A 22,325-nucleotide genomic window follows, 5' to 3' on the forward strand; every position below is an offset into this window, starting at 1 on the left:
GAGCGCGGGCCTTTGAACTATCGCCCTAATTGACGAATATCAACCCAGCGATCGACACTGCCGGAAAGGGCCAAACCCGCGAGGAGACCAAGATGATGTTCCGCTTGAGCCAACTGTGCCGCCGCGGCCTGTTGCGGCAGAAGGATGCGCTCCTCCTGATGACCACCTTGACGGCACTGTCGTCCTGGCTCGTGTTCTGGTTCGGCGAATGATCATCGCGCGGCGGCGATGGCCGCGGCCGCCGTGCCCGGCGCCTGCGGCCGTGTGCTTTCAAAGCCCGTAGTACTTGTCCACCGTCCCGCTGTACGCATCGTCGTACTCGGGCACGCGGTCGCTCGCGTACTTCGGCGCACCCTCGATCTGCGCCTTGGTCAACGGCACCACGTAGCCGTCCTGCGAGGTGTCGTACTTCAGCATGGACCAGGGGATCGGATAGCGGTCCGTGCCCATGCCCAGGAAGCCGCCGAACTCCAGCACGGCATAGCGGACCTGGCCCGAGATCTTGTCGATCATGAGTTCATCGATGCTGCCGAGCTTGTCTCCCGATGTGTTGTAGACGGATGTCCCCTCGACACGCTCTGACGAAATAACTGGATTGGCGCTCACCATGGAAAAGTCTCCGGCCGCCATTTCTGGGCAATGGCGGCATAGATTGCAGTGCCCAGGATTGCAACTTTCGATCTAGAAAATTTCTGCCGCATCGGCCGGGAGACCGTCGTGTTGTAGGAGGCTGTCTGGCACCTCGCACGGCGTGAGGCGCCGCCTAATTCGGCAACTGCCGCGCCTTCTTTTCGCGTGCGCCAATGGCCCCGGAGGCCGCGGCGCGCACGATGCGCCTGAAGGTCGGGCATTCCATGTGGCTGGGCGCGGGGCAGGCGGCCGCGTGCCGCAGGCCGTCGCGCATGGCGCTCAGTTTGCGGATGGTGCGGTCGAGCTCGTCCGCCTTGGCCGCGAGCATCTGCCGGTCGATGCGCGGCCCGCCCTCGGGCGCGAACATGCGCGCGATCTCGTCGAGCGAGAAGCCCGCGGCGCGTCCCACGGCGATCAGCGCCAGGCGTTCCAGCACGCCGGCATCGAACAGGCGGCGCAGGCCGCGCCGGCCGCTCGAGGCGATCAGTCCCTTGTCTTCGTAGAACCGCAGCGTCGATGCGGGAACGCCCGATTGCCGTGCCACTTGGGCGATGTCCAAATGTTGTGCCGCCACCTCTTGACCTCAAGTCGACTTGAAGTTGCACAGTCTAGCTTTCGCCGGACAGACAAGCCAAGGACAAACCATCATGGACATCACGCAACAGCAACACAACGAACAAGCCGCCCTCTGGAATGGCCGCGGCGGCCGCGCCTGGGTCGACGCGCAGGAGTCGCTCGACCAGCTGTTCGCGCCGTTCGAGAACCTGCTCGTGGACGAGGCGCGCGCCGCGTCCGCGCGCCGGGTGCTCGACGTCGGCTGCGGTACGGGCGCCACCACGCTGGCCATTGCACGGGTGCTCGGCGCGGCAGGGCATTGCGTCGGTGCCGACATCTCCGAGCCGATGATCGCCGCGGCCCGCGCGCGTGCCGAACAGGCGGGCGCGCCGGCAAGCTTCATCTGCGGCGACGTGCAGAGGCAGGCCTTCGAGCCCGCAAGCTTCGACCTGATCGTTTCGCGCTTCGGCGTGATGTTCTTCGACAGCCCGGTGCAGGCTTTCGCCAACCTGCGGCATGCCGCGAAGGACGGCGCCGCGCTCCGGGCCATCGCATGGCGCAGCGCCGCGGAGAACCCGTTCATGACCACGGCCGAGCGCGCCGCCGCGCCGCTGCTGCCGAACCTGCCGGCACGCAAGCCGGGCGCGCCGGGACAGTTCTCCCTTGCGGACCGCGATCGGGTTGTGTCCATCCTGGAGGAGAGCGGCTGGGCCGGCATCGACATCCGGCCGATCGATGTGGCGTGCACATTGCCCGAGAAGGCGCTGCATGGCTATCTCACGCGGCTCGGGCCGGTCGGCCTGGTTCTGCAGGATGCAGACGAGCGAACGCGCACACGGGTCATCGAGGCCGTGCGCGCGGCGTTCGAGCCTTATGTGCACGGCAGCGAAGTTCGCTTCACCGCCGCCTGCTGGATGATCGGTGCCCGGGCGCCGGCTGCGTAGCGGCAGCTCAGCCCAAAAGCCGCGGCACGCCCTGCACCGCAAGCGCCCCGATGATTCCCTGCGCAGTCACGCAGTGCCACATCAGCGCGGTGTTGTCGATGGTCGCGCGAGCCGCAGGCTGCAGCCGGCCCGACCACGAACGCACCAGCACATAGCCGCCCATCAGCATCAGCACCGCGATGTGGAAGGCCTGGTAGCCCAGCAGCATGCCGACCGATGCGCTCCAGCCCTGCGCGCGCGGATCGAGCCCGGCGAGCTGATGGCCGCCGATGTCGAGCGCCGCCGCGCCGGCAGCGCAGGCCATGGCCAGCGCAGCAAGCAGGCGCAGCCCGCGCTGGCAGCGCACATCGGCCGCGTGCAGCCTGCGTGCGGCCAGTGCCATGGCGGTCGAGCCGGCCGCAAGCAGGAGCGCCGCGCCCAGCGGCCAGCGCAGGGGCGGCAGCGCGGCGCCGGGCGGCGGGCACACGTCGCTGGCCATCGACAGGTGCACGTGGGTGTAGAGCAGCGACACGAAGATCGTCATGTCCACTGCAATGAGCACGACCATGGCCCACCACGAGTGCGATGCCTGGCCATGTGCACCGACCGGCAGGTGCACGCCATGGCCGACGTCGACCGTGGCCACCGGCGGCGGACGGTCGGAGTCCCACAGCCAGCGCAGGATGCATGCGACCGCGATCACGCCGCAGGTCAACGCAGGCAGCGTCTGCGACACCGTGAGGAGCAGGAAGAAGCCTGCGGTGCCGGCCGCCGCCGCCAGCGGCCACCAGCTGTCGGTCGGAAGGCGCAGCAGGTGCATCGGCCGCGCGTCGCGCGGGCTGGTCACCAGCGTCTCGCGGCCGCCGAACACCGTGCCCGGCAGCCAGTGGCGACCGGCCTCCACTTCTTGCGGCAGCGCGGGTTGCCGCCACAGCGGATAGCGTGAATCCACCTGCGGAATGCTGCGCACGGCGTATTCACGCGGCGGCAGCCATTCGAGCGTGCCCGCGCGCCAGGGATTGCCGTGGTCCTGCCGGGGCCGGCGCAGCATGCGCGCCGCGTCCACCATGAAGAGCAGCACGCCGGCCGCGAGCGTGTAGGCGCCAACGGTCGACAGCATGTTGAGCGCGTTCCAGCCCAGATCGCCGGCATAGGTGTACACGCGCCGCGGCATGCCGAGCATGCCCGCGATGTGCATCGGGAAGAACGCCAGATTGAAGCCGCCGAACATCAGCCCGAAAACCCAGCGGCCCCAGCGCTCGGAAAGCCGATGGCCGTTGAAGACCGGCGCCCAGTAGTAGAAGCCCGCGAACACCGGAAACACCATGCCGCCGATGAGCACGTAGTGCAGGTGCGCGACGATGAAGTAGCTGTCGTGCGCCTGCCAGTCGAAGGGCAGCACCGCCACCATCACGCCGGTGAGGCCGCCCAGCACGAAGATGAAATGAAAGCCGAGCAGGAACAGCGTCGGCGCATTGAGCGCGACGCGGCCGCGCCAGAAGGTGGCAATCCATGCGAACACCTGCACGCCGCTCGGTATGGCCACGATGAAGCTCGCGGCCGACACCACCAGCAGCGAGAGGTTGCCAAGGCCCGCGGTGAACATGTGGTGCACCCACAGCGCGAAGCTCACCACCCCCACGCCGATGAGCGCCAGCACCACCGCGCGGTGGCCCACCAGCGGGGTGCCCGCGAGCGTGGCGACCATCATCGACACCATGCCGGCCGCGGGCAGGAAGATGATGTAGACCTCCGGGTGGCCGAAGAACCAGAACAGGTGCTGCCACAGCAGCGGATCGCCGCCGCGCGCGGGAATGAAGAAGGGCCAGTCGAACGCGCGCTCCAGCTCCAGCAGCATGGTGGCCGCGATCACGGCGGGAAACGCGATGACGATCATCAGCGCGGTGACCAGCATGGCCCAGGCGAAGATCGGCATGCGCATCAGCGTCATGCCGGGCGCGCGCGTGAACAGCACGCCCACGATCAGCTCGATGGCGCCCGCAATGGCCGAGATCTCGATGAACCCGATGCCCAGCAGCCACCAGTCGGCGCCGCGCCCCGGCGAGAACTCCTTGCCGGTCAGCGGCGGATACATGAACCAGCCGCCATCGGGCGATACGCCGAAGAACAGCGTGCAGAAGAAGGCGATGCCGCCGATGGCATAGGCCCAGAACGCATAGGCCGAGAGCAGCGGAAAGGGCAGGTCGCGCGCACCCAGCATGCCCGGCAGCAGGTAGATGGCCACGGCCTCGACGATGGGTACCGCGAACAGGAACATCATCACGGTGCCGTGCATCGTGAAGAGCTGGTTGTAGGTGCCCGCGTCGATCAGGTGGTTGTCGGGCACCGCGAGCTGCGTGCGCATCATCAGCGCGAGGATGCCGGCCAGCACGAAGAAGAGCATGGCGGTGGCGATGTAGAACACGCCGATGCGCGTGTTGTTCACCGCCGAGAGCTGCCGCCAGCCGACGGGCGGGCGCCACGCGCGCTCGAGCGCCTCGCGCTCGCCTGCGGGGCGCGGCGGCGCGCTGGTACGGCCTTCCTCGGAAACCTGCGCCGTCATTTCAGTTGCGCGAGCCAGGCCGCGATGGATTGCAGGTCGGCCTCGCCGATGCGATCGCCGGAGGAGGGCATGCGCGCGCCTGGCTTCAGCTGCTGCGTATGGGCCACCCATGCGGCGAGTTGCGCGGCATCGTTCGCCACGGTGCCGGCACCCAGATGCAGCCGGCTGCCCACGTGCGTGAGATCGGGTCCGAGGCGGCTTTGCTCGCTCACGCCGCGCACCGTATGGCAGGCGTTGCAGCGGTGCGCGAGGAAGGCCTCGCGGCCGCGTTCGATCTCGCGCGACGCCGCGGCCGCCGGCCTGGCCTGCGCCGCGAGCCATGCATCGAAGGCCGCGGGTTCCTCGGCCACCACATGCAGCGCCATGCGCGCATGCTGCTCGCCGCAGTATTCGGCGCACTGTCCGCGCCAGGTGCCGGGCCGGTCGGCCTGCAGCAGCAGGTGCTGCACGCGGCCGGGCAGCATGTCCATCTTGCCGCCGAGCGAAGGCACCCAGAAGCTGTGGATCACGTCGGCGCTGCCAAGGCCGAAATAGATTGGCCGGCCGACGGGAATGCGGATCTCGTTCGCGGTGACGACCTCGGCGCCGCTGGCGGCGTCGCGATAGCGCACCTCCCACCACCACATGTGGCCCGTGACGCCGACGATCAGCGCACCGGGCGGTGGAATGGGCCGCCACGGCGGCCGGTGGAATTCGCTGTAGGCGAAGAGCGCCGAGAGCACTACCGTCGGAAACGCGAGACCCCCGCCGAGCAGCCACCGGCGCGTGCTCACCCCGTCGCCCCCCGGGCGGGCAACGGCGAGCACGAGCAGCAGCATGACCCCGGCGAAGATCACCGCGCCGCCCACCGCCAGCACGCCGCTCACTTCGAGCAGCGATTGCGCAACGGGGCCGGCGGCCCGCAGGGCGGATTGGGATGCGCCCTCGCTCGCCGCGTTCATTTCTCGAGCGCGAGCAGGTAGGCCGCCATGTCGCGCGCGTCCTGGGGCGAGACGCCCATCGCGGGCATGGTGGTGCCCGGCACCATGGCGGCCGGCGCCACGATCCAGCGCCCCAAAGCGTCGGGGCCGTTCGGCATCTGGCCGGCAATGTAGCTGCGGCGGCCGAAGGCGGCGAGCGTGGGGCCGGTGCGGCCGCGCGCGGCCTGCACATCGGGAATGGTGTGGCAGCTTCCGCACTGGTATTGCGCCAGCAGCAGCCTTCCGCGCTCGCGCTGCGCGGGCGGCGCGCGCTCGAAGACGGGGCCGCTTTCTCCCGGCGTGCATCCGGCTGCGAGCATCGCCAGCACCAGCAGGGCGAGCGGACACACGGCAGGGCATGAGGGGGCGGCCACCATGCCGCGATTCTGCGGATTGGAATGCGGCTTGCGCCGACACGGCGGCGCTGGTGCGCGTCGGACAATGCCGCCAATTGAATGCTGCCGATGGGTGCACCCAAGACCGTCCTGCTCACTGTCGCCGCGCTGGGCCTCGCGGGCGCGGCGGCGGGCGCGCTGGTGGTGTATGGCGGCCTGTACGACGTGGCGGCCACGCAGCAGCATTTCCAGCCGGTCTATTCGCTGCTGGAAACCGCCATGCACCAGTCGGTGAGGATGCGCGCGCGCAACATCGAGCCGCCGCGGCTCGACGACGAGCGGCTGGTGATGCGCGGCGCGGCCTGCTTTCGCGACAAGTGCGTGCAATGCCATGGTGCGCCGGGCGTCGCGCAGGGCGACATCGGGAAGAGCATGCAGCCGCTGCCGGGACCGCTGGTGGATGCGCGGCACCACTGGAAGCCGCGCGAACTCTACTGGCTGACCAAGCACGGCATCCGCATGAGCGGCATGCCGGCCTGGGAGTTCAGGTTGTCCGAGGAAGACCTGTGGTCGGTGGTGGCGTTCATGGCGCGCCTGCCCGAGCTCACGCCGCAGCAGTACGCCGAAGCAACGCGCGTGGAGCCCACCGGCGCGCAGGGCGCAGTGGCGCGGCCGGCATGCGGGCCGGCAGAAAGCGTCGCACCGCTGCGGGCGGCCGATGCGCAGCGCGGCGCGCGTGCGCTGTACCAGTACGCATGCAGCGCCTGCCACACGATCCCGGGCATCACGGGCTCGTCGCCGAACGTGGGGCCTCCGCTCGCGGGCATGGGCGGCCGTTCGCTGATCGCGGGAAAGCTCGCCAACACGCCGGACAACATGGTGCGCTGGCTGCGCCATACGCGCGAGGTGGATCCGCTCACGGCCATGCCGGAGATGGGCGTGTCCGAGCAGGACGCGCGCGACATCGCCGCCTACCTGGCGGCGCTGCGCTGAGTCTTTCTAGAATTTGGCCGCGTTGCGTTCGTCGTCGACCGTGGCAATGCGCAGCCGGGCCCGCTCGTGCTTGATGACGAGCTGCGCGCACCGCTCGCGCATGGAAGGATCCGTAGGCTGCTGCTCGCTGCAATCCACGAGAAGCTGCGACTCGTCGAAGTCGAGCCCATGAAGAACCTCCTGGCCATGCGAATTGATGGCCAGGAGGTTGTCGGCCGACAGCTGGGCGCGCAGGGCTTCGGAGATGGCGAGCGTCTGCAAGGGCTTCACCGCTTCTCGGGTCCGGTGCCGGGGGCTGTGCGCCACTGCTTACTTCTTCATCGCCTTGATGTCGGCCTTGCCCTTGGCCTCGGTGGCCTTGGCTTCCTTCACGCAGGCGTTCTTGGCGTCGCCCTTCTGGTCGTCGCACTTTTCCTTGGCGATCGCATAGGCCGCTTCCACCTTGGCTTCGGCCACCTTGCGCGCGTTGCTGTCGCTGGGCTTCTGCTTCTGGTCGAGTTCGGCCTTGGCAATCTTTTCCTTGCCCTTGGCTTCTTCGATGCAGACGTCCTTGGCGTTGTCCTTCATGGCATCGCATGCCGCCTTGTCGGCCTTGTAGTCGGCCGCGATCTTGTCGCGCGCGGCCTTGTATTCGGCCATGGCCGGATCGGTGGCCGCCGCAGGAGGCGTGTTCACTTGCGCATGCACCTGGACCACCGCCATGCAGGAGGCTGCGGCACACATCAATAGCAGTTTCTTCATGGTTGAACTCCTTGACGCCGGTGGTTTTTCTTGCAGGGGGAAGATCCGGCGTCCGAGGCCAATATAGAAGTCGGCCGCTGCGAAGCGGTAGGACGCCTTGCGAAGCGGTCGTAAGCACATGCTGACGCTGCCCGCGCGTGCGGGCATGCATCGGCGGGGGCGTCGGCGGTGCCTCCGGCGGGCTTGGGCGCACGTCCTACCGGCGCGGACGATGCGGCGCCCACACTGCGGCAAGAGCGACTGACAGGAGATCGCCATGCAAAGGCTTCACGCGTTGTTCGCCGCCGCGCTGCTGTGGGCGGCGATGATCATTCCGGCGGGTGCGCAGACTTCGCCGCCGCATCCGGCCGAGATCGATCCGGCCATCGTCGAATACGGCGCTGCGCGGGAGCGGATCGGCGCCAACCTGAAGGCCGCGCTGGAACAGTGCGAGAAACAGGTCGAGCCCGCCAGGGCGGTCTGCATCAAGGAAGCGCAGGGCCGCCAGAGGATTGCACTTGCCGAACTCGACCACCAGCGCAGCCCCAGCGACGCCAATGCCCGCAGGCTCGCCGAAACGCGGGTGGCGGTGAACTACGAGATTGCCAGGGAGAAGTGCAACGAGCGGCAGGACGGCGACAAGGCCGCATGCCTGTCGCGCGCGAGCGAGGAAGAATCGAAGGCCAGGGCGGGCATCAAGACCGGGCAGTAGCAGGAGAGAAGGCTCGTCACGCTGTCGCGCTGGCCCAGTATTCCCGCATGGTGGCCTTGATGGTCCGCATGGCTTCGGGATCCCCCTGCCACAGGGCCAGCAGGTAGGCCTTGGCCTGGGCGAGCGAGACATCGGGCGGCAGCGGCGGCATGGCGGAATCGGTGACCATCTCCAGCAGCATCGGGCGGTCGGCCGCAAAGGCGGCGTCCCATGCCGGGCCGACGGCTTCGGGCGTGTCGACGCGCAGGGCCGCAAGCCCGAGCATCCCGGCGAAGCGCGCATAGGGAAAGTCGGGCAGCTCCTGCGAGGCGTTGAACTTCGGGTCCCCGCCGAGCACGCGCTGCTCCCAGCTCACGAGGTTGAGGTCGCGGTTGTTCAGCACCATGACCACGAGGCGCGGGTCGGCCCAGCCGCGCCACATGCGCGCCAGGGTGATGAGCGCATTGAGGCCGTTCATCTGCATGGCGCCGTCGCCCAGCATCGCGACCACGGGCCGGTCGGGATGCACCAGCTTGGCCGCAATCGCATAGGGAAGCGCCGGGCCCATGGTGGCGAGGCCGCCGGACAGGCTGGCCTTCATGCCGCGGCGCAGCTTGACGTCGCGTGCGTACCAGTTGGCGGCCGTGCCACTGTCGCAGGTGAGCACCGCTTCTTCGGGCAGGCGCGGCGACAGCTCCCAGAACACGCGCTGCGGATTGACCGGCGAGGCCTCCACATGGGCGCGCGCCTCGAGCACCCGCCACCAGCGCGCCACGTCGGCCTCGATGCCCTGGCGCCAGGCGCCGTGTTCCTTGTGATCGAGCAGCGGCAGCAGCGCCGCGAGCGTGGCGCGGCTGTCGCCGACCAGGCCCAGTTCCGCGGGGTAGCGCAGCCCGATGGCGCGCGGGTCGGTGTCGATCTGCACGCAGCGGGCCTGGCCCTCGGGCGGCAGGAATTCGGCGTACGGGAACGACGAGCCCACCATCAGCAAGGTGTCGCAGTCCTCCATCATGCGCGAGCTGGGCCGCGTGCCGAGCACGCCGATGGCGCCGGTCACGAAGGGCAGGTCGTCGGGTACCGCCGCCTTGCCGAGCAGGGCCTTGGCAATGCCGGCCCCGAGCCGCTCGGCTGCATGGATCAGTTCGTCCGTGGCATGCAGGGCGCCTGCGCCCGCCAGGATGGCCACCTTGCCGCCCGCGTTGATGATGTCCGCCGCCTGCCCCAGCGCCGCGGCGTTCGGCACCGTGGCGCTGGCCGTGCTGCCGATGCCGCTGTGCACGGTGCCGTGCCTGCGCGGCGGCACCGGCACCGCCGGCAGCTCCTGCACGTCGTTGGGCACGATCACGCAGGTGACGGCGCGGCGGTCGCGCGCGATGCGCATCGCGCGATCGATCAGGTGGCGAACCTGCTCCGCGCTGGTGGCCATCTGCACGAACTCGTGCGCCACGTCCTTGAACAGCGAAACCAGGTCCACCTCCTGCTGGTAGTCGCCGCCGAGCGCGCTGCGCTGCTGCTGGCCGACGATGGCGACCACCGGCTGGCGGTCGAGCTTCGCGTCGTAGAGGCCGTTCAGCAGGTGGATCGCGCCCGGTCCCGAGGTGGCCAGGCAGACGCCCACCTCGCCCGAGAACTTGGCATGCGCGCAGGCCATGAAGGCAGCCAGTTCCTCATGCCGGCTTTGTATGAATTCGATGGCGCCGTCCGCCCGGTCGAGCGCGCCCATGAGGCCGTTGATGCCGTCGCCGGGGTAGCCGTAGACGCGCCGCACGCCCCAGTCGTGCAGGCGCTGGACCACGAAATCGCTGACTGTCTTCTTCATCGAGGCTCCAATCCGTTGCCGGGGGGTGCCGGCGGCTGTTGTTTCATTCGTTGCGGATGACGCTGACCTTGCCGTCGCTCTCGAGCCGGGCGATGCGGACCTTGCCGAGATCGTCAACGCCTTCTTCGCGCAGCTTTCCCATCAGCTCGTCGACCGTGATGCGTTCTTTCCTGAGCGTGCGCGCGACCAGCCTGCCGTGCCGCACCAGCGGCTCGGGCGGTGGCTCCAGGAGCCGCGCGACGAGTTCGTAGCGGTAGGCGAGCACGTCGAGCAGGTAGTTCCAGGCGATCAGCGTGCCCAGCAGCGCCACGCCATTGGTGATGGACTTGTATTCGCCCTGCATCGCGCTGCTCGAGGCATCGGCCACGAGCACGATGAACAGCAGGTCGGCCATGCTCATCGAGCCGATGTCGCGCCGCAGGACAAAACGGAAGACGATCAGCAGGAACCAGTAGACGGCGCTGCCGCGGATCACCATCTCCAGCAGCGGCTGGTCGGGGGAGAACAAGTCGGACAGGTTCATATGTGCCATTCGGCGGCGAGGGCGGCCACCTGCAGCCCGATGTTCAGCGCCGGCTGCGGCTGCGGATGTCGTTCAACCGGCCTCAGGCACCGTCGGCGCAATCCCACAACGACACCCGCGCGGGCGCGACGCGCGGCGCCGCCGCCAGACTGCTCCCACGCGCAAGGCCTGTGTCCTCCGACCCGCAAGGGGGATGGAGCGCGCAGCATGAAACGCTCCTTCACCCTTCAGGAGAAAGCAATGCCAAGAGGTGACAAGTCGTCCTATACGGACAAGCAGAAACGCAAGGCCGAGCACATCGAGGAAGGCTACGAGCATCGCGGCGTGGGCAAGGGCGAAGCCGAAAGGCGCGCCTGGGCCACCGTCAATGCGGAGACCGGCGGCGGCAAGAAGAGCGGCAGCGGACGCGGCAAGGCGGAAAACCACGCGCCCTCGCGCAGCGGCGGCCACAAGGGCGGCGCCGCGGCGGCGTCCCGCACGGCCGCCGAACGATCGGCATCGGCGAAGAAGGCTGCGGCCACGCGCAAGCGCAACGCCGAGCGGCGCAGCGGCTGATCCCCGGCAAAACATGCGATGACGCGCGTCTCCGAACTGATGTCCCCGAACTGATGACCCGCGGCGGGTTCCGCCCGCCTACGGCGTGTGCACGAAGCACAGCTTGTGCCCTTCGGGATCCAGGCAGTAGGCGGCGTAGAAGTCTTCGGCATAGCGCGGCCGCAAGCCGGGCGGGCCTGCGTCCGTGGCGCCATGGGCCAGGGCACTTTTCCAGGCGACATCGACCGCCTCTCGCGAGGCGGCCAGAAAGCTCACCTGCGAGCCGTTGGCGGCGGTGGCCGGTTCGCTGTTGAACGGACGGTCGATCACGAACTGCGGCCAACGCGCGCCCGGGTGCCGCCACAGCACGCCCGCCGGCCCGACGCGCGCGAGATCGGTGAAGCGCACCATGCCGAAGTGGCGCAGCACTTCGTCGTAGAAGGCGGTCATGCGCGGAAGGTCCTGCACGCCGAGCTGGATATGCGCAAACATGAACGGTCGTCCTCGGGCCGCATCAGCGCTTCACGGGCAGGCGGATGCGCGGCCCGGGCGTGGTGGAGACGCGCAGCGCCTCCTGCGCCTGGCGCAGGAAGCGTTGGTTGCGTGCGCTCGTCTGCGAGGCGACGCAATCGCGCGGAACAATGGCCTCCAGGTCGCGCATGCCCGCGTCGGCCACGGTGGCCCAGATGCACTGGTCGCTCGCCACGCCGGTCACGATCAGCCGCCTGGCCTTCAGGTAGGCGAGCAGCGGTTCGAGCGGGGTCGCGAAGAAGGCGGACTGCTTGGGCTTGAGCACGAAGTAGTCCGTTTCCTGGGGCAGCAGCGCCGAGGTGATCTCGGCGCCCGCGCCTCCGGAAGCCAGCGACAGTTCCACCAGCCCGGGAAAGTCCGAGCGCCAGCGTCCTCGGTTGTCGTTGACGTAGATGGCGGGCACCCCGGCGCGCGTGCAGCGTGCCTTCAGCGCCGCGATGCGCCCCGCAATGGCATGCGCGCCGGGCAACAGTTTTTCGGCGTCGGGAAAGTCCCAGCAGCTGATCATGTCGATGATCAGGAGGGCCGTGTGGCCCGCGGCGGGAGCCGGTGCGAGGGCGGGGGGCTGCGATTGGGAGCGGGGAGGCGCCATGGCGCCCCACCATTCCCAATGGCCGGCGCCGCGGCCGTAGGAAAGGCCCGCGTGGCGGCGAAAGTCGCCGCCACGCGCGCTGGTCGGGGACGGCCGGGGCCAGCTGCTCAGCGGCCTTGCGGCACGCCGTAGGCCGCGCGCACCTCATCGAGCCGTGCTTGCGCGACCTCGAAGCATTCGGCCAATTGCTCCGGCGTGGCCGGCGGATAGCCGGCTGGTGGCTGCAGCGCATTGCCCAGCCGTTCCCAGGCGGCCTCCCAGGCCAGCTTGGCGAGCGCACGGGACTCCGGGTTGGAAGGAGCGGGCATGTTCGTCCTCGGTTGTGACGAAACGGAGTATGCGCCGGCGGAAGAAGGGCGGTTTAGCAGGCCGCGTAGGAGGCCTCTTTCACGACGACGCGCGTTATCCCGCCCCGCCGGGCCGAAACCTGTCCGACCATTGCTGCGAGGACGACGCCCGCTTGGGGGCTGCTGCAAAGAAGCCACAAGCTAGGCCCGTGCAGGAGGGCCTTCTGTAGGAGCCGGCCTCATCGAGATGCACGGATAGCCCCCATGCACCCAGCCAACCGTTCACAAGGAGTGCTCCCGATGAACAGATCCGCTTTCACCCGGCCTCTTGCCCTTGTCACCGGCGCTTCCTCCGGCATCCGCCTGGAGGCGCACCGTTAAGCCCGGGCCCATGCCATGGACACACTTTTCAGCTCGGGAGTCGCCCTCGTGGACACGGTCCTCAAGAGCACCGGCGGCAGCGTCGTGGTCTGGAGCGCGGATCCGCAGGCCTACGGCAGCGATCACGAACGGGCCACGCGCGGCAATTTCGCGCAGCGGCTCGCGGCGCTGAAGCAGTTCCGCTACGCGGGCGAATACGACGCCTCGCGCGCGCACGAGAACACGCCGCTGTACTTCGTGCCGAGCGACACCATCGCCAGCACGCAGCTGGCGCGCTCGCTCGGCATCTCGACGCTGCACGACCTGTTCGGCGGCGTGGTTCCGCACCCCTTCGTCGCCACCAAGGCGATCACGCATCCGCTGGTGGGCAGGGCGGCGGTCTGCCCCGAAGGATGGGAGCCGGCCTTCGCCCCTGCCGTGTCGCATGCGGTGCTCGGCGGCTTTTCGGCGTTCTCGCTCGAAGACGCGCGATGGGCCGGGCGCCACCTGCTGGAAAGCGGCGCGGTGCGCATCAAGCCGGTGTGCGCCACCGGCGGGCGTGGCCAGGCCATGGCCGCCGATGCCGATGCCCTGGACCGCTGCCTCGGGGCCATGGACGAGGGCGAGATTGCGCTGCACGGCGTGGTGCTCGAAGAAAACCTCGCCACGCCGGAGACCTACAGCGTCGGGCAGGTGCTGGTCGACCAGATGATCGTGAGCTACTTCGGCCGCCAGCGGATGACGCGCGACAACACCGGCCAGAACGTCTACGGCGGCTCCGACCTGACGCTCGTGCGCGGCAACTTCGATGCGCTGCTGGCCATGACCAGCCCGCCGCCCGCGCTTTGCCTGGCCATCGACCAGGCGCGGCGCTACCACCATGCGGTGATCGACTGCTACCCGGGTTTCTTTGCCTCCCGCGTGAACTACGACGTGGCGCAGGGGCTGGGCGCGGACGGCGCCTGGCGCTCGGGCGTGCTCGAGCAGTCGTGGCGCGTGGGCGGCGCCACCGGGGCCGAAATGGTCGCGCTCGAATGCTTCTGGCGCGACCCGGCGCTCGAGCGCGTGCGCATCTCCTGCTTCGAGGCGTATGGTGAGGCGCCGGCGATCCCGGCGGGCGCAACGGTGCACTACCGCGGCGTCGATTCGCAGATCGGGCCGCTCGCCAAATACGCATTGTTCCAGCCATATGACAGCGACACGACATAACTTCATAGACATATCCGTAGACGGCCAGCACATCGCCGGAACGCTGGTTGCCGCCTCCACGATGGTGCCCGGCGTTCTCCTGGTCCATGGCTGGGATGGCAGCCAGGAGCAGTACATCGCGCGCGCGCACGAGATTGCCGCGCTCGGCTGCGTCTGCCTCACCTTCGACCTGCGCGGCCATGCGCGCCATGCCTCATTGCGCCAGGAGGTCACGCGCGAGGACAACCTGCGCGACGTGCTCGCGGCCTACGACACGCTCATCAGCCATCCGACCGTCGACCCGCAGGCCATTGCCATCGTCGGCAGCAGCTACGGCGGCTACCTGGCGGCGCTGGTCAGCACCATGCGGCCGGTGCGCTGGCTCGCGCTGCGGGCGCCGGCGCTCTACCGCGACCGCGAGTGGCTCGCGCCCAAGGGCCAGCTGAGCAGGCCCGACCTCGTGGCCTATCGCCGCACCCTGGTGGGCCCGCGTGACAACCGGGCGCTCGCGGCCTGCGAGGCATTCACGGGCGACGTGCTGATCGTGGAGTCCGAGCACGACCAGATCGTGCCGCACCCGGTCATCGAGAACTACCTGGGTGCCTTCAAGCGCGTGCGCTCCGCGACCTACCGGGTCCTCTCCGGTGCCGACCATGCATTGTCGAAGCAGGCGCACCGCCAGGCCTATGGACAACTCCTGGTCTCCTGGATGACGGAAATGACGCTGGGTGCTAGGGCGACCGGCACCATGACGCGGCCCGTTTCCGCGAGCCCCGCATAGAAAGACAGGTTTCCCATGCAGACCCTCGCCCTGACACTGAGCGAAAGACAACGCTCGACGCTGCGGACCGGCCTCGTCGCGGGAACGCTTGCAAGCATTGCCTCCACCGCCGCGCTGATGCTGTGCGGCCGCCGCGAGGCCGGCAGCATGGTGGCGCCGACCAACGCCACCAGCCACTGGCTCTGGGGCGACCAGGCCTTCGATGTGCGCGTCCCCACGCTAAAGCACACCGCGCTGGGCTACGCCACGCACCATGCGAGCGCCATCTTCTGGGCGCTGATCTATGGCTGGCTGCATGCCAGCCGGCATCCCGCGCAGTCGGCTCCCGCGGCGCTCGCGAGCGCCGGCGCCGCCACTGCGCTGGCCTGCGCGGTGGACTACACGATCACTCCGCACCGGCTCAGGCCGGGCTTCGAACACCACCTGTCCAAAGGCTCGATGGGGCTGGTCTACGGACTCTTCGCCGTGGGCCTGGCGGCCGGATGCCTGCTGGCCCAGCGCCGTACCGTGCACGAGTAGTGCGCCTTGCTACGCGCACTCAGGCAGCTTTCCTACGCCGCCGCGCCGGCGGCCCTTTCATCGTTCGGCTTCCATCAACCCAACCGGAGCCCACGATGCCCAACTCCACCAAGCGCGCAGCACCTGATGCATGCAGCCTTCTCGATACCGACCACCGCAACGTCAAGAAGATGTTCAAGGAGTACGAGGAACTGACCCATTCGCGCGCTGCCGACGTGCAGCAGAAGAAGCGCGAACTCGCCAACCAGATCTGTACCGAGCTGACCGTTCATGCCCGGATCGAGGAAGAAATCTTCTACCCGGCCGTGCGCGAGGCGATCAGCGAAACCGATCTTCTCGACGAAGCCGAGGTCGAGCACGCCAGCGCCAAGGAACTGATCGCGCAGATCGAGGCCGCCACCGAGGTGGACGACAAGTTCGATGCCAAGGTCATCGTGCTGGGCGAATACATCGACCACCATGTGAAGGAAGAGCGCAACGAGATCTTCGTCAAGGCACGCGCCGCCAGGGGGCTCGACCTGATGGCCATGCGCGAGCAGCTCGCCACGCGCAAGGAAGAGCTCATGGAAGAGCTGACCGCAGCCGCCTGACCGGCCGCACGCAACCTGCGACGGCCTAGCCCGGCGCACCCGTGGAACCGGCTTTGCCGGGCCGCCGGGTGCGCCCCCCAGTGGGGGGAAGCGCCGAAGGCGCTTCGGGGGGCGTCATATCCTGGAGGTCCACATGACAAACATCGTCTCCCGGCTCTTTCCCACGGCGACCAACATGATTCGCCTCGACCACACGCACGTGCTCTCCACCTTCCACCAGTACAAGGCCGGCGCGCCGGCACGCGTGAAGAAAGGGCTGGTCAACACCATCTGCACCGCGCTCGAGATCCATGCGCAGCTCGAGGAAGAAATCTTCTATCCCGAGATGCGCAAGGTCTGCGAGGACGACGAACGCATCACCAAGGCGCTCGAGGAGCATTCCGGGATGCGCCGCCTCATCGGCCTGCTTCGCGCCATGGAGCCTGAAGCGCGCGACTACGACGAAACCCTCTCGGCGCTGATGCGCGACGTGATGCACCACGTGGCCGACGAGGAGACCATCCTTCTGCCGGCCGCCGAGAAGCTGCTGGCCGACCGGCTCGGCGAGCTCGGCGCGCAGATGACCAAGCGCCGTCTGCAGCTTGCCGGGCCGCGCACCGGCGAGATCGCGCTCGACATGGGCCGTGCGGCATCCGGCAACACGGCCGCGATCGCAGTGGTCGGGCTGGCTGCGGCCGGGCTGCTGCTCGCACGGCGTTCCGGCCATCTGCGCTGGCACCCGGCGCATCACGCGCGCACCTGAGGCGCCAGGAGAGACCACCCCATGCCAGAAGACACCCGCATTCCCTTGCCCGCAGCGCCCGAGTCCTCGCGCGCTGCGTTCCAGGCGCTGGCCGAGCGCGTGGGCGTTCTCGCGCCGGGCGCGCCGCTCTCGGAAGAGCTCATGAAGTTTGCCGAGGGCGTGCTCCAGCTGGCGGCCGAGGGCAAGCTGGGACGCGAGCGCGCAGCGCGCTGAATTCCGCCGGCCTTGCCGGCGACGCACCCGACAACTTCATCGGGCCGATGGTCCGCGCCATCGTGTTTCCTTCATCCATCGAACGGAGTATTCATGTCGCCTTCCAGAACGCCTCCTCCCGATTCCGACAGCGCCGCCACCAGCGCAGCGGCGGCCGCCCGCAACACCGACAGCGGCGCCGCGCATTTGCCGGGCAACCCGCCGCCCGATCCGCCCTCGCAGAAAGCCGCGCATGCGCAGGCGCTGGCGGCCGCGATGCCCTTCAATGCGAACAAGCCGCTGGAGCATGGCCACGACAACGCGCTTCGCCCGCAGGCAGGCCAGGCCGTGCCGCCGCTGTCGTCTGCGGCAACGGCCAGCACCTTGTCCGAAGAGATCAACTCGGACAAGGCCGGCGGCATGGCCATGCCGGGCCTGAATGCCACCATCGAATCGCTGGACCGGGCGCGCGTCGACTCGGGCGGCCAGCGGCTCACCACCAACCAGGGCGTGCCCATCGCGGACAACCAGAATTCGCTGAAGGCCGGCCTGCGCGGCCCCGCGCTGCTCGAAGACTTCATCCTGCGCGAGAAGATCACCCACTTCGACCACGAGCGCATTCCCGAGCGCATCGTGCATGCGCGCGGTTCGGGCGCCCACGGCTACTTCGAGTGCTACGAAGGCATCCCGCAGTTCACCAAGGCGGCGCCGCTGCGCGAAGGGGGAAAGATCACGCCCGTGTTCGTGCGCTTTTCCACCGTGGCCGGCGAGCGCGGCTCCAAGGACACCGCACGCGACGTGCGCGGCTTTGCCGTCAAGTTCTACACGGACGAAGGCAACTGGGACCTGGTGGGCAACAACATGCCCGTGTTCTTCATCCAGGACGCCATGAAGTTTCCCGACCTGGTCCATGCCGTGAAGCCCGAGCCCCACCACCAGATGCCGCAGGCCGCGAGCGCGCACGACACCTTCTGGGACTTCGTCTCGCTCATGCCCGAGTCGACGCACATGCTGATGTGGCAGATGTCCGATCGCGCCATCCCGCGCAGCTACCGCATGATGCAGGGCTTCGGTGTGCACACCTTCCGTCTCGTGAACGAGGCCGGCGATTCCGTGTTCTGCAAGTTCCACTGGTCGCCGGTTCTCGGAACGCATTCATTGGTGTGGGACGAGGCCGTGAAGATCTCGGGCGCCGATCCCGACTTCCACCGCCGCGACCTGTGGGAAGCCATCGAGGCCGGAGAGTTTCCCGAATGGGAGCTCGGCCTGCAGATCTTCACCGAGGAAGAGGCCGAGGCCTTCAGCTTCGACGTGCTCGATGCCACCAAGATCGTGCCCGAGGAACTGGTGCCGCTCACGCCCGTGGGGCGGCTGGTGCTCAACCGCAACCCCGACAATTTCTTTGCCGAGACCGAGCAGGTGGCCTTCTGCGCCGCGCACGTGGTGCCGGGCATCGACTTCACCAACGATCCGCTGCTGGCCGGGCGCATCCACTCGTACGTCGACACGCAGATCACGCGGCTGGGCGGGCCGAACTTCCATGAGCTGCCGATCAACGCGCCGATGGCGCAGGTGCACAACAACCAGCGCGACGGCATGCACCGCCAGGCCATCCACCGCGGGCGCGCGGCCTACGAGCCCAACTCGTTGGGCGGCGGCTGCCCGTTCCAGGCCGGGGCTTCGGCCGGCTTCATGACTTTTCCGCAGCGCGTGGAGCAGGACAAGGTGCGCGGCAAGCCCGAGAAGTTTGCCGACCACTACACGCAGGCCACGCTCTTCTTCGAAAGCCAGACGCCCACCGAGCAGGCCCACATCGCGGCGGCGTTCCGCTTCGAACTCTCGAAGTGCACCGTGCCTGCGGTGCGTGAGCGCATGGTGGCGAGCCTCGTCAATGCATCGCCGCTGCTCGCGCAGCAGGTGGCCGACGGCCTGGGCATCCCGGTGCCGCCCGCGCTGCCGCGGGCGCTCGCGCAGCCTGCCAAGCCGGAGGTGACGCATTCGCATGCACTGTCGCTGACGGCGCGGCCCGGCGATGGTTCCGTGCGCACGCGCAAGGTGGCGCTGCTGGTGGCTGACGGCGTGCAGGGCGAGCAGATCGCGGCCCTCCAGGCGGCGCTGCTGGCCGAAGGCGCCGTGGGTCGCCTGGTGGGGCCGCGCATCGGACCGTTCCGTACGGCCGAAGGCGAGACGATGGAAGCCGACGCCTCGATGGAAAACGAACCCGGCTTCCTGTTCGATGCGCTCGTGCTGCCCGATGGCGCCGAAGGCGTGGAGCTTCTCTCCGCCAATGCCTACACCGAGCAGTTCATCAAGGACCAGTTCCAGCACGGCAAGACCATTCTCGCGCTCGGGGCCTCGGCAACGCTGCTGGCCGAAGCGAAGATTCCCGAGACCCTGCCGTCGGGCGACGCGGACCCGGGCGTGCTGCGCGGGGCGGCGGAGAATTTCGAATCCACCATCGAGGCCTTCGTCGCGGCGCTCGCGAAGCACCGGCATCCGGCGCGCGAGATCGGGGCGCTGGTGGTGGACGCCGCCTAGAGGAAGTCCCGCAGCCGGTAGTACATCATCCCCAGCACCAGCGCGGGTGTGCGCAGCAGGGTGCCGCCCGGAAAGGCGTGGTGGCCGATGCGCGCGAACAGGTCGAAGCGTTCCGCCTGGCCCGCGATGGCCTCGGCCGCCAGCTTGCCTGCCATGCCCGTGAGCGCCAGGCCGTGGCCCGAGAAGCCCTGCAGGTAGTAGATGTTGGTTCCGATGCGCCCGAAGTCGGGGGCCTTGTTCATCGTGATGTCGACGAAGCCGCCCCAGGCATGGTCGATGCCCAGGTCGGCAAGCTGCGGAAACACCGCGAGCATGCTCTTGCGGATCTTCTCGATGAGGTTGCGCGGCGTCCGCGCGCTGTAGCTGTCGCCCGAGCCGAACAGCAGCCGGTGGTCGGCGCTCAGCCGGAAGTAGTCGAGCACGAAGTTCGTGTCCGACGCGGCCGGCCTGCCGCGCATGAGCGCATCGGCGCGCGCCGGCTCCATCGGCTCGGTCGCGATCATGTAGGTGCCCACGGGCATGATGCGAGACGACACCTCGGGCGCCACGTCGTCGCCGTACTCCGCCAGGTAGACGTTGCCCGCCAGCACCACGAAGCTGCAGCGCACCTCGCCCTGCGCGGTCTTGACGACGGGCCGCGCGCCGCGCTCGATCACCTGCGCGGCCGAGTTCTCGTGCAGCTGCGCGCCGGCCGCGCGCGCCGCGGAGGCGAGGCCCAGCGAATACTTCAGCGGATGCAGATGGCCCGAGCGGGCATCGAAGGTGCCGCCGTCAAAGCGCTTGCTGTCCACCCACTGCGCCACCTCGCCGGGGCCGAGCCACTGGAGCGGATAGCCGTGCACGCGGCCCACGTGCTCCATCCATTCGCGCAGCGCGCGCGACTTTGCGGGCTTGACCGACAGGTTCAGGTAGCCGGCCTGCCAGTCGCAGTCGATCGCGTGGCTCGCGATGCGGTCCTGCAGCAGGTCCAGGCCCTCGACCGAGATGTTCCAGGCGCGGTGCGCGTCCTCGGGCGTGAACTGCTTTTCGAGGGCCTCTTCGCCGTCGGCGCCGAAGCCCACGATCACCTGGCCGCCGTTGCGGCCCGAGGCGCCCCAGCCCACGCGCTGCGCCTCGAGCAGCACCACCGCGTAGCCGCGCAAGGCGAGCTCGAGCGCGGCCGACAGCCCCGCGAGCCCGCCGCCCACCACGCAGACATCGGCGGTGGCAATGCCTTCGAGCGGGCGCGCAGGCTCGAAGCGCGCCGCCCGCTGCACGCTGGCTTCGTAGTAGGAGTTCTCGACGACGCCGAGTTCTTTGCGCAGCAGCAATCAGGCCACCCGGAAGTTGATGAACTGCCAGGGGTCGTCTTCGTCCTTCTCCTCGTTGAAGAGCGGGCTGCGGTCCTTCAGCGGCGTCCAGTCGCCATACACGCCCGCCACTTCGCCGAGGTAGGGCATGGCGGCTTCCAGCACCACGCGGTGATCCAGGTCGTCCGGCTCCACCAGGCCGGCATCGGGATGGCGCAGCGCCCACGACATCCCGCCCAGGATGCCGGCCACCACCTGCAGGCTGGTGGCGCTGTTGGCGGGCGCCAGTTCGCGCGCCTGCTCGATGGTGAGCCGCGAACCGTACCAGTAGGCCCCCTTGGGATTGCCCATCAGCAGCACGCCGAGTTCGTCCATGCCTTCGACGATCTCGTCGCGCACGATCCTCTGGCGGTGCTGCAGCCGCCAGTTCTTTCCCGCCATCTCGTGCAGGGAGAGCACGGCATCGTCGCAGGGGTGGTAGGCATAGTGCACCGTGGGGCGGTACACCACCTCGCCGTCCTTGCGCAGCGTCAGGTGGTCGGCAATGGAAATCGATTCGGCATGCGTCACCAGGAAGCCGTGGTACGGGCCCTCCAGCGGCGTCCAGCTGCGCACCCGCGTGCCGACACCGGGGCGCTCCAGGTAGATGGCCGCGTCGCTGCCGAAGCCGTGCCGCGCGGCATCGGCCGGCCAGTGCCGCTCGTGCGTTCCCCAGCCCAGCTCGGCGGGCTGCAAGCCCTCGTCGACGAAGCCCTGCACCGACCAGGTGTTGACGAATTCGCCGCGTTGCTTTCGCTGTTTCGCAACCTGGGTGTCGCGTTCGGCGATGTGTACCACCTTGATGCCGAGCTGCTGTGCGAGCGCCGCCCAGTCTTCGTAGCTCGCGGGCATGGCTTCGAGTTCGGCATGCGTGTCGGCCGCGATGTTCAGCAGTGCCTGCTTGAGCAGCGCCGAGACCAGTCCCGGGTTCGCACCCTGCGTGATCACCGCCGTCGGCCCGCCGCGCTTGTCGAGGCGCCAGGCTAGCACCTCCTCGCGCAGGCTGTAGTTCGAGCGGCGCGAAGGCGGAAGGCCGGGATCGTCGTAGCGGCCTCCCCAGGGCTCGTTGCAGGTGTCCAGGTAGAGCGCGCCGCGTTCGCGGCAGAGCTTGATGAGCGCCAGGCTCGACACCTCGACCGAGAGGTTGACCAGGAAGTCGCCCTTGTCCACCAGGGGTTCCAGCACGGCGGCGAAGTTGCCTTCCTCGAGCCGCACCGGAATGACCTGGACACCCAGCTCCCTCGCCAGGCCGCTGCGGTCCTCGCCCGGCTTCACGATCCTGACGTCGGCTGGCTTGAGTGCGAAATGGCGGAACAGCAAAGGCAGCAGCGCCTGGCCGATGGAGCCGAAGCCGATCATCGTGAGCCTGCCGTCCAGGCGAGCCAGCGGTTCATTCTTCTTCGTCATCCGTCACCTCTCTGAGTCGCGCCGG

Annotated in this window: 26 protein-coding genes; 12 read left to right on the plus strand and 14 right to left on the minus strand. The window is 68.8% G+C overall.

What is annotated here, in order from left to right; genetic code table 11:
* Window positions 1-29: 29 nt before the first annotated feature.
* A complete protein-coding gene (locus tag FB547_RS14015) occupies window positions 30-212 on the plus strand; it encodes a hypothetical protein (RefSeq protein ID WP_145743187.1) in 183 nt (60 codons plus the stop codon).
* 58 nt (window positions 213-270) lie between these two features.
* Here the strand turns inward: FB547_RS14015 and FB547_RS14020 are convergent, their stop codons facing one another.
* Both FB547_RS14020 and FB547_RS14025 read right to left on the minus strand, forming a co-directional pair.
* Entirely contained in the window at window positions 271-609 is a 339-nt protein-coding gene (locus FB547_RS14020; protein ID WP_145743189.1) for a PRC-barrel domain-containing protein, read from the minus strand.
* A gap of 154 nt (window positions 610-763) precedes the next feature.
* Window positions 764-1,204: a helix-turn-helix domain-containing protein gene (locus FB547_RS14025; protein ID WP_145743191.1), complete on the minus strand. Its 441-nt coding sequence runs from the start codon at window positions 1,202-1,204 to the stop codon at window positions 764-766.
* Window positions 1,205-1,277: 73 nt separating this feature from the next.
* On the opposite strand from FB547_RS14025, the gene FB547_RS14030 reads away from it, so the two are divergent.
* Window positions 1,278-2,129 (plus strand): class I SAM-dependent methyltransferase, encoded by an 852-nt coding sequence (locus FB547_RS14030; protein ID WP_145743192.1) that lies wholly within the window; start codon window positions 1,278-1,280, stop codon window positions 2,127-2,129.
* Between the two features lie 7 nt (window positions 2,130-2,136).
* Here FB547_RS14030 and FB547_RS14035 read toward each other — a convergent pair whose 3' ends face one another.
* From FB547_RS14035 to FB547_RS14045, 3 genes are read right to left on the minus strand one after another with little or no spacing between them, the layout of a single operon-like run.
* Complete coding sequence (locus FB547_RS14035) at window positions 2,137-4,671, minus strand: cytochrome c oxidase subunit I (protein ID WP_145743194.1); 2,535 nt, start codon at window positions 4,669-4,671, stop codon at window positions 2,137-2,139.
* Window positions 4,668-5,612: a c-type cytochrome gene (locus FB547_RS14040; RefSeq protein WP_145743196.1), complete on the minus strand. Its 945-nt coding sequence runs from the start codon at window positions 5,610-5,612 to the stop codon at window positions 4,668-4,670. Before FB547_RS14040 ends, FB547_RS14035 begins: the two co-directional genes overlap by 4 nt.
* Window positions 5,609-5,980, minus strand: a complete 372-nt coding sequence (locus tag FB547_RS14045; RefSeq protein ID WP_261380279.1) for a c-type cytochrome — start codon at window positions 5,978-5,980, stop codon at window positions 5,609-5,611. The genes FB547_RS14040 and FB547_RS14045 overlap by 4 nt, the downstream gene beginning before the upstream one ends.
* Before the next feature lie 114 nt (window positions 5,981-6,094).
* On the opposite strand from FB547_RS14045, the gene FB547_RS14050 reads away from it, so the two are divergent.
* Window positions 6,095-6,958: a c-type cytochrome gene (locus FB547_RS14050; RefSeq protein WP_261380280.1), complete on the plus strand. Its 864-nt coding sequence runs from the start codon at window positions 6,095-6,097 to the stop codon at window positions 6,956-6,958.
* 6 nt (window positions 6,959-6,964) lie between these two features.
* On the opposite strand, the gene FB547_RS14055 is transcribed toward FB547_RS14050, so the two are convergent.
* Complete coding sequence (locus tag FB547_RS14055) at window positions 6,965-7,228, minus strand: hypothetical protein (RefSeq protein WP_012747128.1); 264 nt, start codon at window positions 7,226-7,228, stop codon at window positions 6,965-6,967.
* Between the two features lie 39 nt (window positions 7,229-7,267).
* The gene (locus tag FB547_RS14060; protein WP_145743202.1) at window positions 7,268-7,699 is read right to left on the minus strand and encodes a hypothetical protein; all 432 of its coding nucleotides are present in this window, start codon (window positions 7,697-7,699) and stop codon (window positions 7,268-7,270) included.
* Window positions 7,700-7,955: 256 nt separating this feature from the next.
* Here FB547_RS14060 and FB547_RS14065 point away from each other — a divergent pair, with 256 nt between their 5' ends.
* A complete protein-coding gene (locus FB547_RS14065; RefSeq protein ID WP_145743204.1) occupies window positions 7,956-8,390 on the plus strand; it encodes a hypothetical protein in 435 nt (144 codons plus the stop codon).
* Window positions 8,391-8,406: 16 nt separating this feature from the next.
* On the opposite strand, the gene FB547_RS14070 is transcribed toward FB547_RS14065, so the two are convergent.
* Together FB547_RS14070 and FB547_RS14075 are read right to left on the minus strand one after the other, a co-directional pair.
* Window positions 8,407-10,188, minus strand: a complete 1,782-nt coding sequence (locus FB547_RS14070; protein WP_145743206.1) for a thiamine pyrophosphate-requiring protein — start codon at window positions 10,186-10,188, stop codon at window positions 8,407-8,409.
* 43 nt (window positions 10,189-10,231) lie between these two features.
* Entirely contained in the window at window positions 10,232-10,711 is a 480-nt protein-coding gene (locus FB547_RS14075; RefSeq protein WP_261380281.1) for a DUF421 domain-containing protein, read from the minus strand.
* Between the two features lie 240 nt (window positions 10,712-10,951).
* Between FB547_RS14075 and FB547_RS14080 the strand changes: the two genes are divergently transcribed.
* Window positions 10,952-11,266 carry a plasmid stabilization protein gene (locus tag FB547_RS14080; RefSeq protein WP_145743210.1) on the plus strand — a complete coding sequence of 105 codons (315 nt, stop codon included), beginning with the start codon at window positions 10,952-10,954 and terminating at the stop codon, window positions 11,264-11,266.
* Window positions 11,267-11,344: 78 nt separating this feature from the next.
* Here FB547_RS14080 and FB547_RS14085 read toward each other — a convergent pair whose 3' ends face one another.
* The 3 genes from FB547_RS14085 to FB547_RS14095 all read right to left on the minus strand — a co-directional run bounded on the left by FB547_RS14085 (window position 11,345) and on the right by FB547_RS14095 (window position 12,676).
* On the minus strand, window positions 11,345-11,737 hold the full coding sequence (locus FB547_RS14085; RefSeq protein ID WP_145743212.1) for a VOC family protein: 393 nt from the start codon (window positions 11,735-11,737) through the stop codon (window positions 11,345-11,347).
* Between the two features lie 22 nt (window positions 11,738-11,759).
* Window positions 11,760-12,368, minus strand: a complete 609-nt coding sequence (locus FB547_RS14090; protein WP_145743214.1) for an isochorismatase family cysteine hydrolase — start codon at window positions 12,366-12,368, stop codon at window positions 11,760-11,762.
* A gap of 107 nt (window positions 12,369-12,475) precedes the next feature.
* Window positions 12,476-12,676 (minus strand): hypothetical protein, encoded by a 201-nt coding sequence (locus tag FB547_RS14095; RefSeq protein WP_145743216.1) that lies wholly within the window; start codon window positions 12,674-12,676, stop codon window positions 12,476-12,478.
* 408 nt (window positions 12,677-13,084) lie between these two features.
* Between FB547_RS14095 and FB547_RS14100 the strand changes: the two genes are divergently transcribed.
* The 7 genes from FB547_RS14100 to FB547_RS14130 all read left to right on the plus strand — a co-directional run bounded on the left by FB547_RS14100 (window position 13,085) and on the right by FB547_RS14130 (window position 19,565).
* Window positions 13,085-14,224 carry a DUF3182 family protein gene (locus FB547_RS14100; protein ID WP_261380282.1) on the plus strand — a complete coding sequence of 380 codons (1,140 nt, stop codon included), beginning with the start codon at window positions 13,085-13,087 and terminating at the stop codon, window positions 14,222-14,224.
* Window positions 14,205-14,984, plus strand: a complete 780-nt coding sequence (locus tag FB547_RS14105; RefSeq protein ID WP_145743219.1) for an alpha/beta hydrolase family protein — start codon at window positions 14,205-14,207, stop codon at window positions 14,982-14,984. Before FB547_RS14100 ends, FB547_RS14105 begins: the two co-directional genes overlap by 20 nt.
* A gap of 15 nt (window positions 14,985-14,999) precedes the next feature.
* Window positions 15,000-15,503 carry a hypothetical protein gene (locus FB547_RS14110; RefSeq protein WP_145743221.1) on the plus strand — a complete coding sequence of 168 codons (504 nt, stop codon included), beginning with the start codon at window positions 15,000-15,002 and terminating at the stop codon, window positions 15,501-15,503.
* A gap of 95 nt (window positions 15,504-15,598) precedes the next feature.
* A complete protein-coding gene (locus tag FB547_RS14115) occupies window positions 15,599-16,093 on the plus strand; it encodes a hemerythrin domain-containing protein (RefSeq protein WP_145743223.1) in 495 nt (164 codons plus the stop codon).
* A gap of 133 nt (window positions 16,094-16,226) precedes the next feature.
* A complete protein-coding gene (locus tag FB547_RS14120) occupies window positions 16,227-16,835 on the plus strand; it encodes a hemerythrin domain-containing protein (protein WP_145743225.1) in 609 nt (202 codons plus the stop codon).
* Window positions 16,836-16,856: 21 nt separating this feature from the next.
* Window positions 16,857-17,048 carry an aminoglycoside phosphotransferase gene (locus tag FB547_RS14125; protein WP_145743227.1) on the plus strand — a complete coding sequence of 64 codons (192 nt, stop codon included), beginning with the start codon at window positions 16,857-16,859 and terminating at the stop codon, window positions 17,046-17,048.
* Between the two features lie 93 nt (window positions 17,049-17,141).
* Window positions 17,142-19,565, plus strand: coding sequence for a catalase (locus FB547_RS14130; protein ID WP_145743229.1), 2,424 nt, complete (start codon window positions 17,142-17,144; stop codon window positions 19,563-19,565).
* On the opposite strand, the gene FB547_RS14135 is transcribed toward FB547_RS14130, so the two are convergent.
* Window positions 19,562-20,875, minus strand: a complete 1,314-nt coding sequence (locus FB547_RS14135) for an NAD(P)/FAD-dependent oxidoreductase (protein ID WP_145743231.1) — start codon at window positions 20,873-20,875, stop codon at window positions 19,562-19,564. The genes FB547_RS14130 and FB547_RS14135 overlap by 4 nt on opposite strands.
* Window positions 20,876-22,300, minus strand: a complete 1,425-nt coding sequence (locus FB547_RS14140) for a homospermidine synthase (RefSeq protein WP_145743233.1) — start codon at window positions 22,298-22,300, stop codon at window positions 20,876-20,878.
* Window positions 22,301-22,325 lie beyond the last annotated feature (25 nt).

The sequence above is a fragment of the Variovorax beijingensis genome (assembly GCF_007828835.1).
Classification (GTDB): Bacteria; Pseudomonadota; Gammaproteobacteria; order Burkholderiales; family Burkholderiaceae_C; genus Variovorax; species Variovorax beijingensis_A.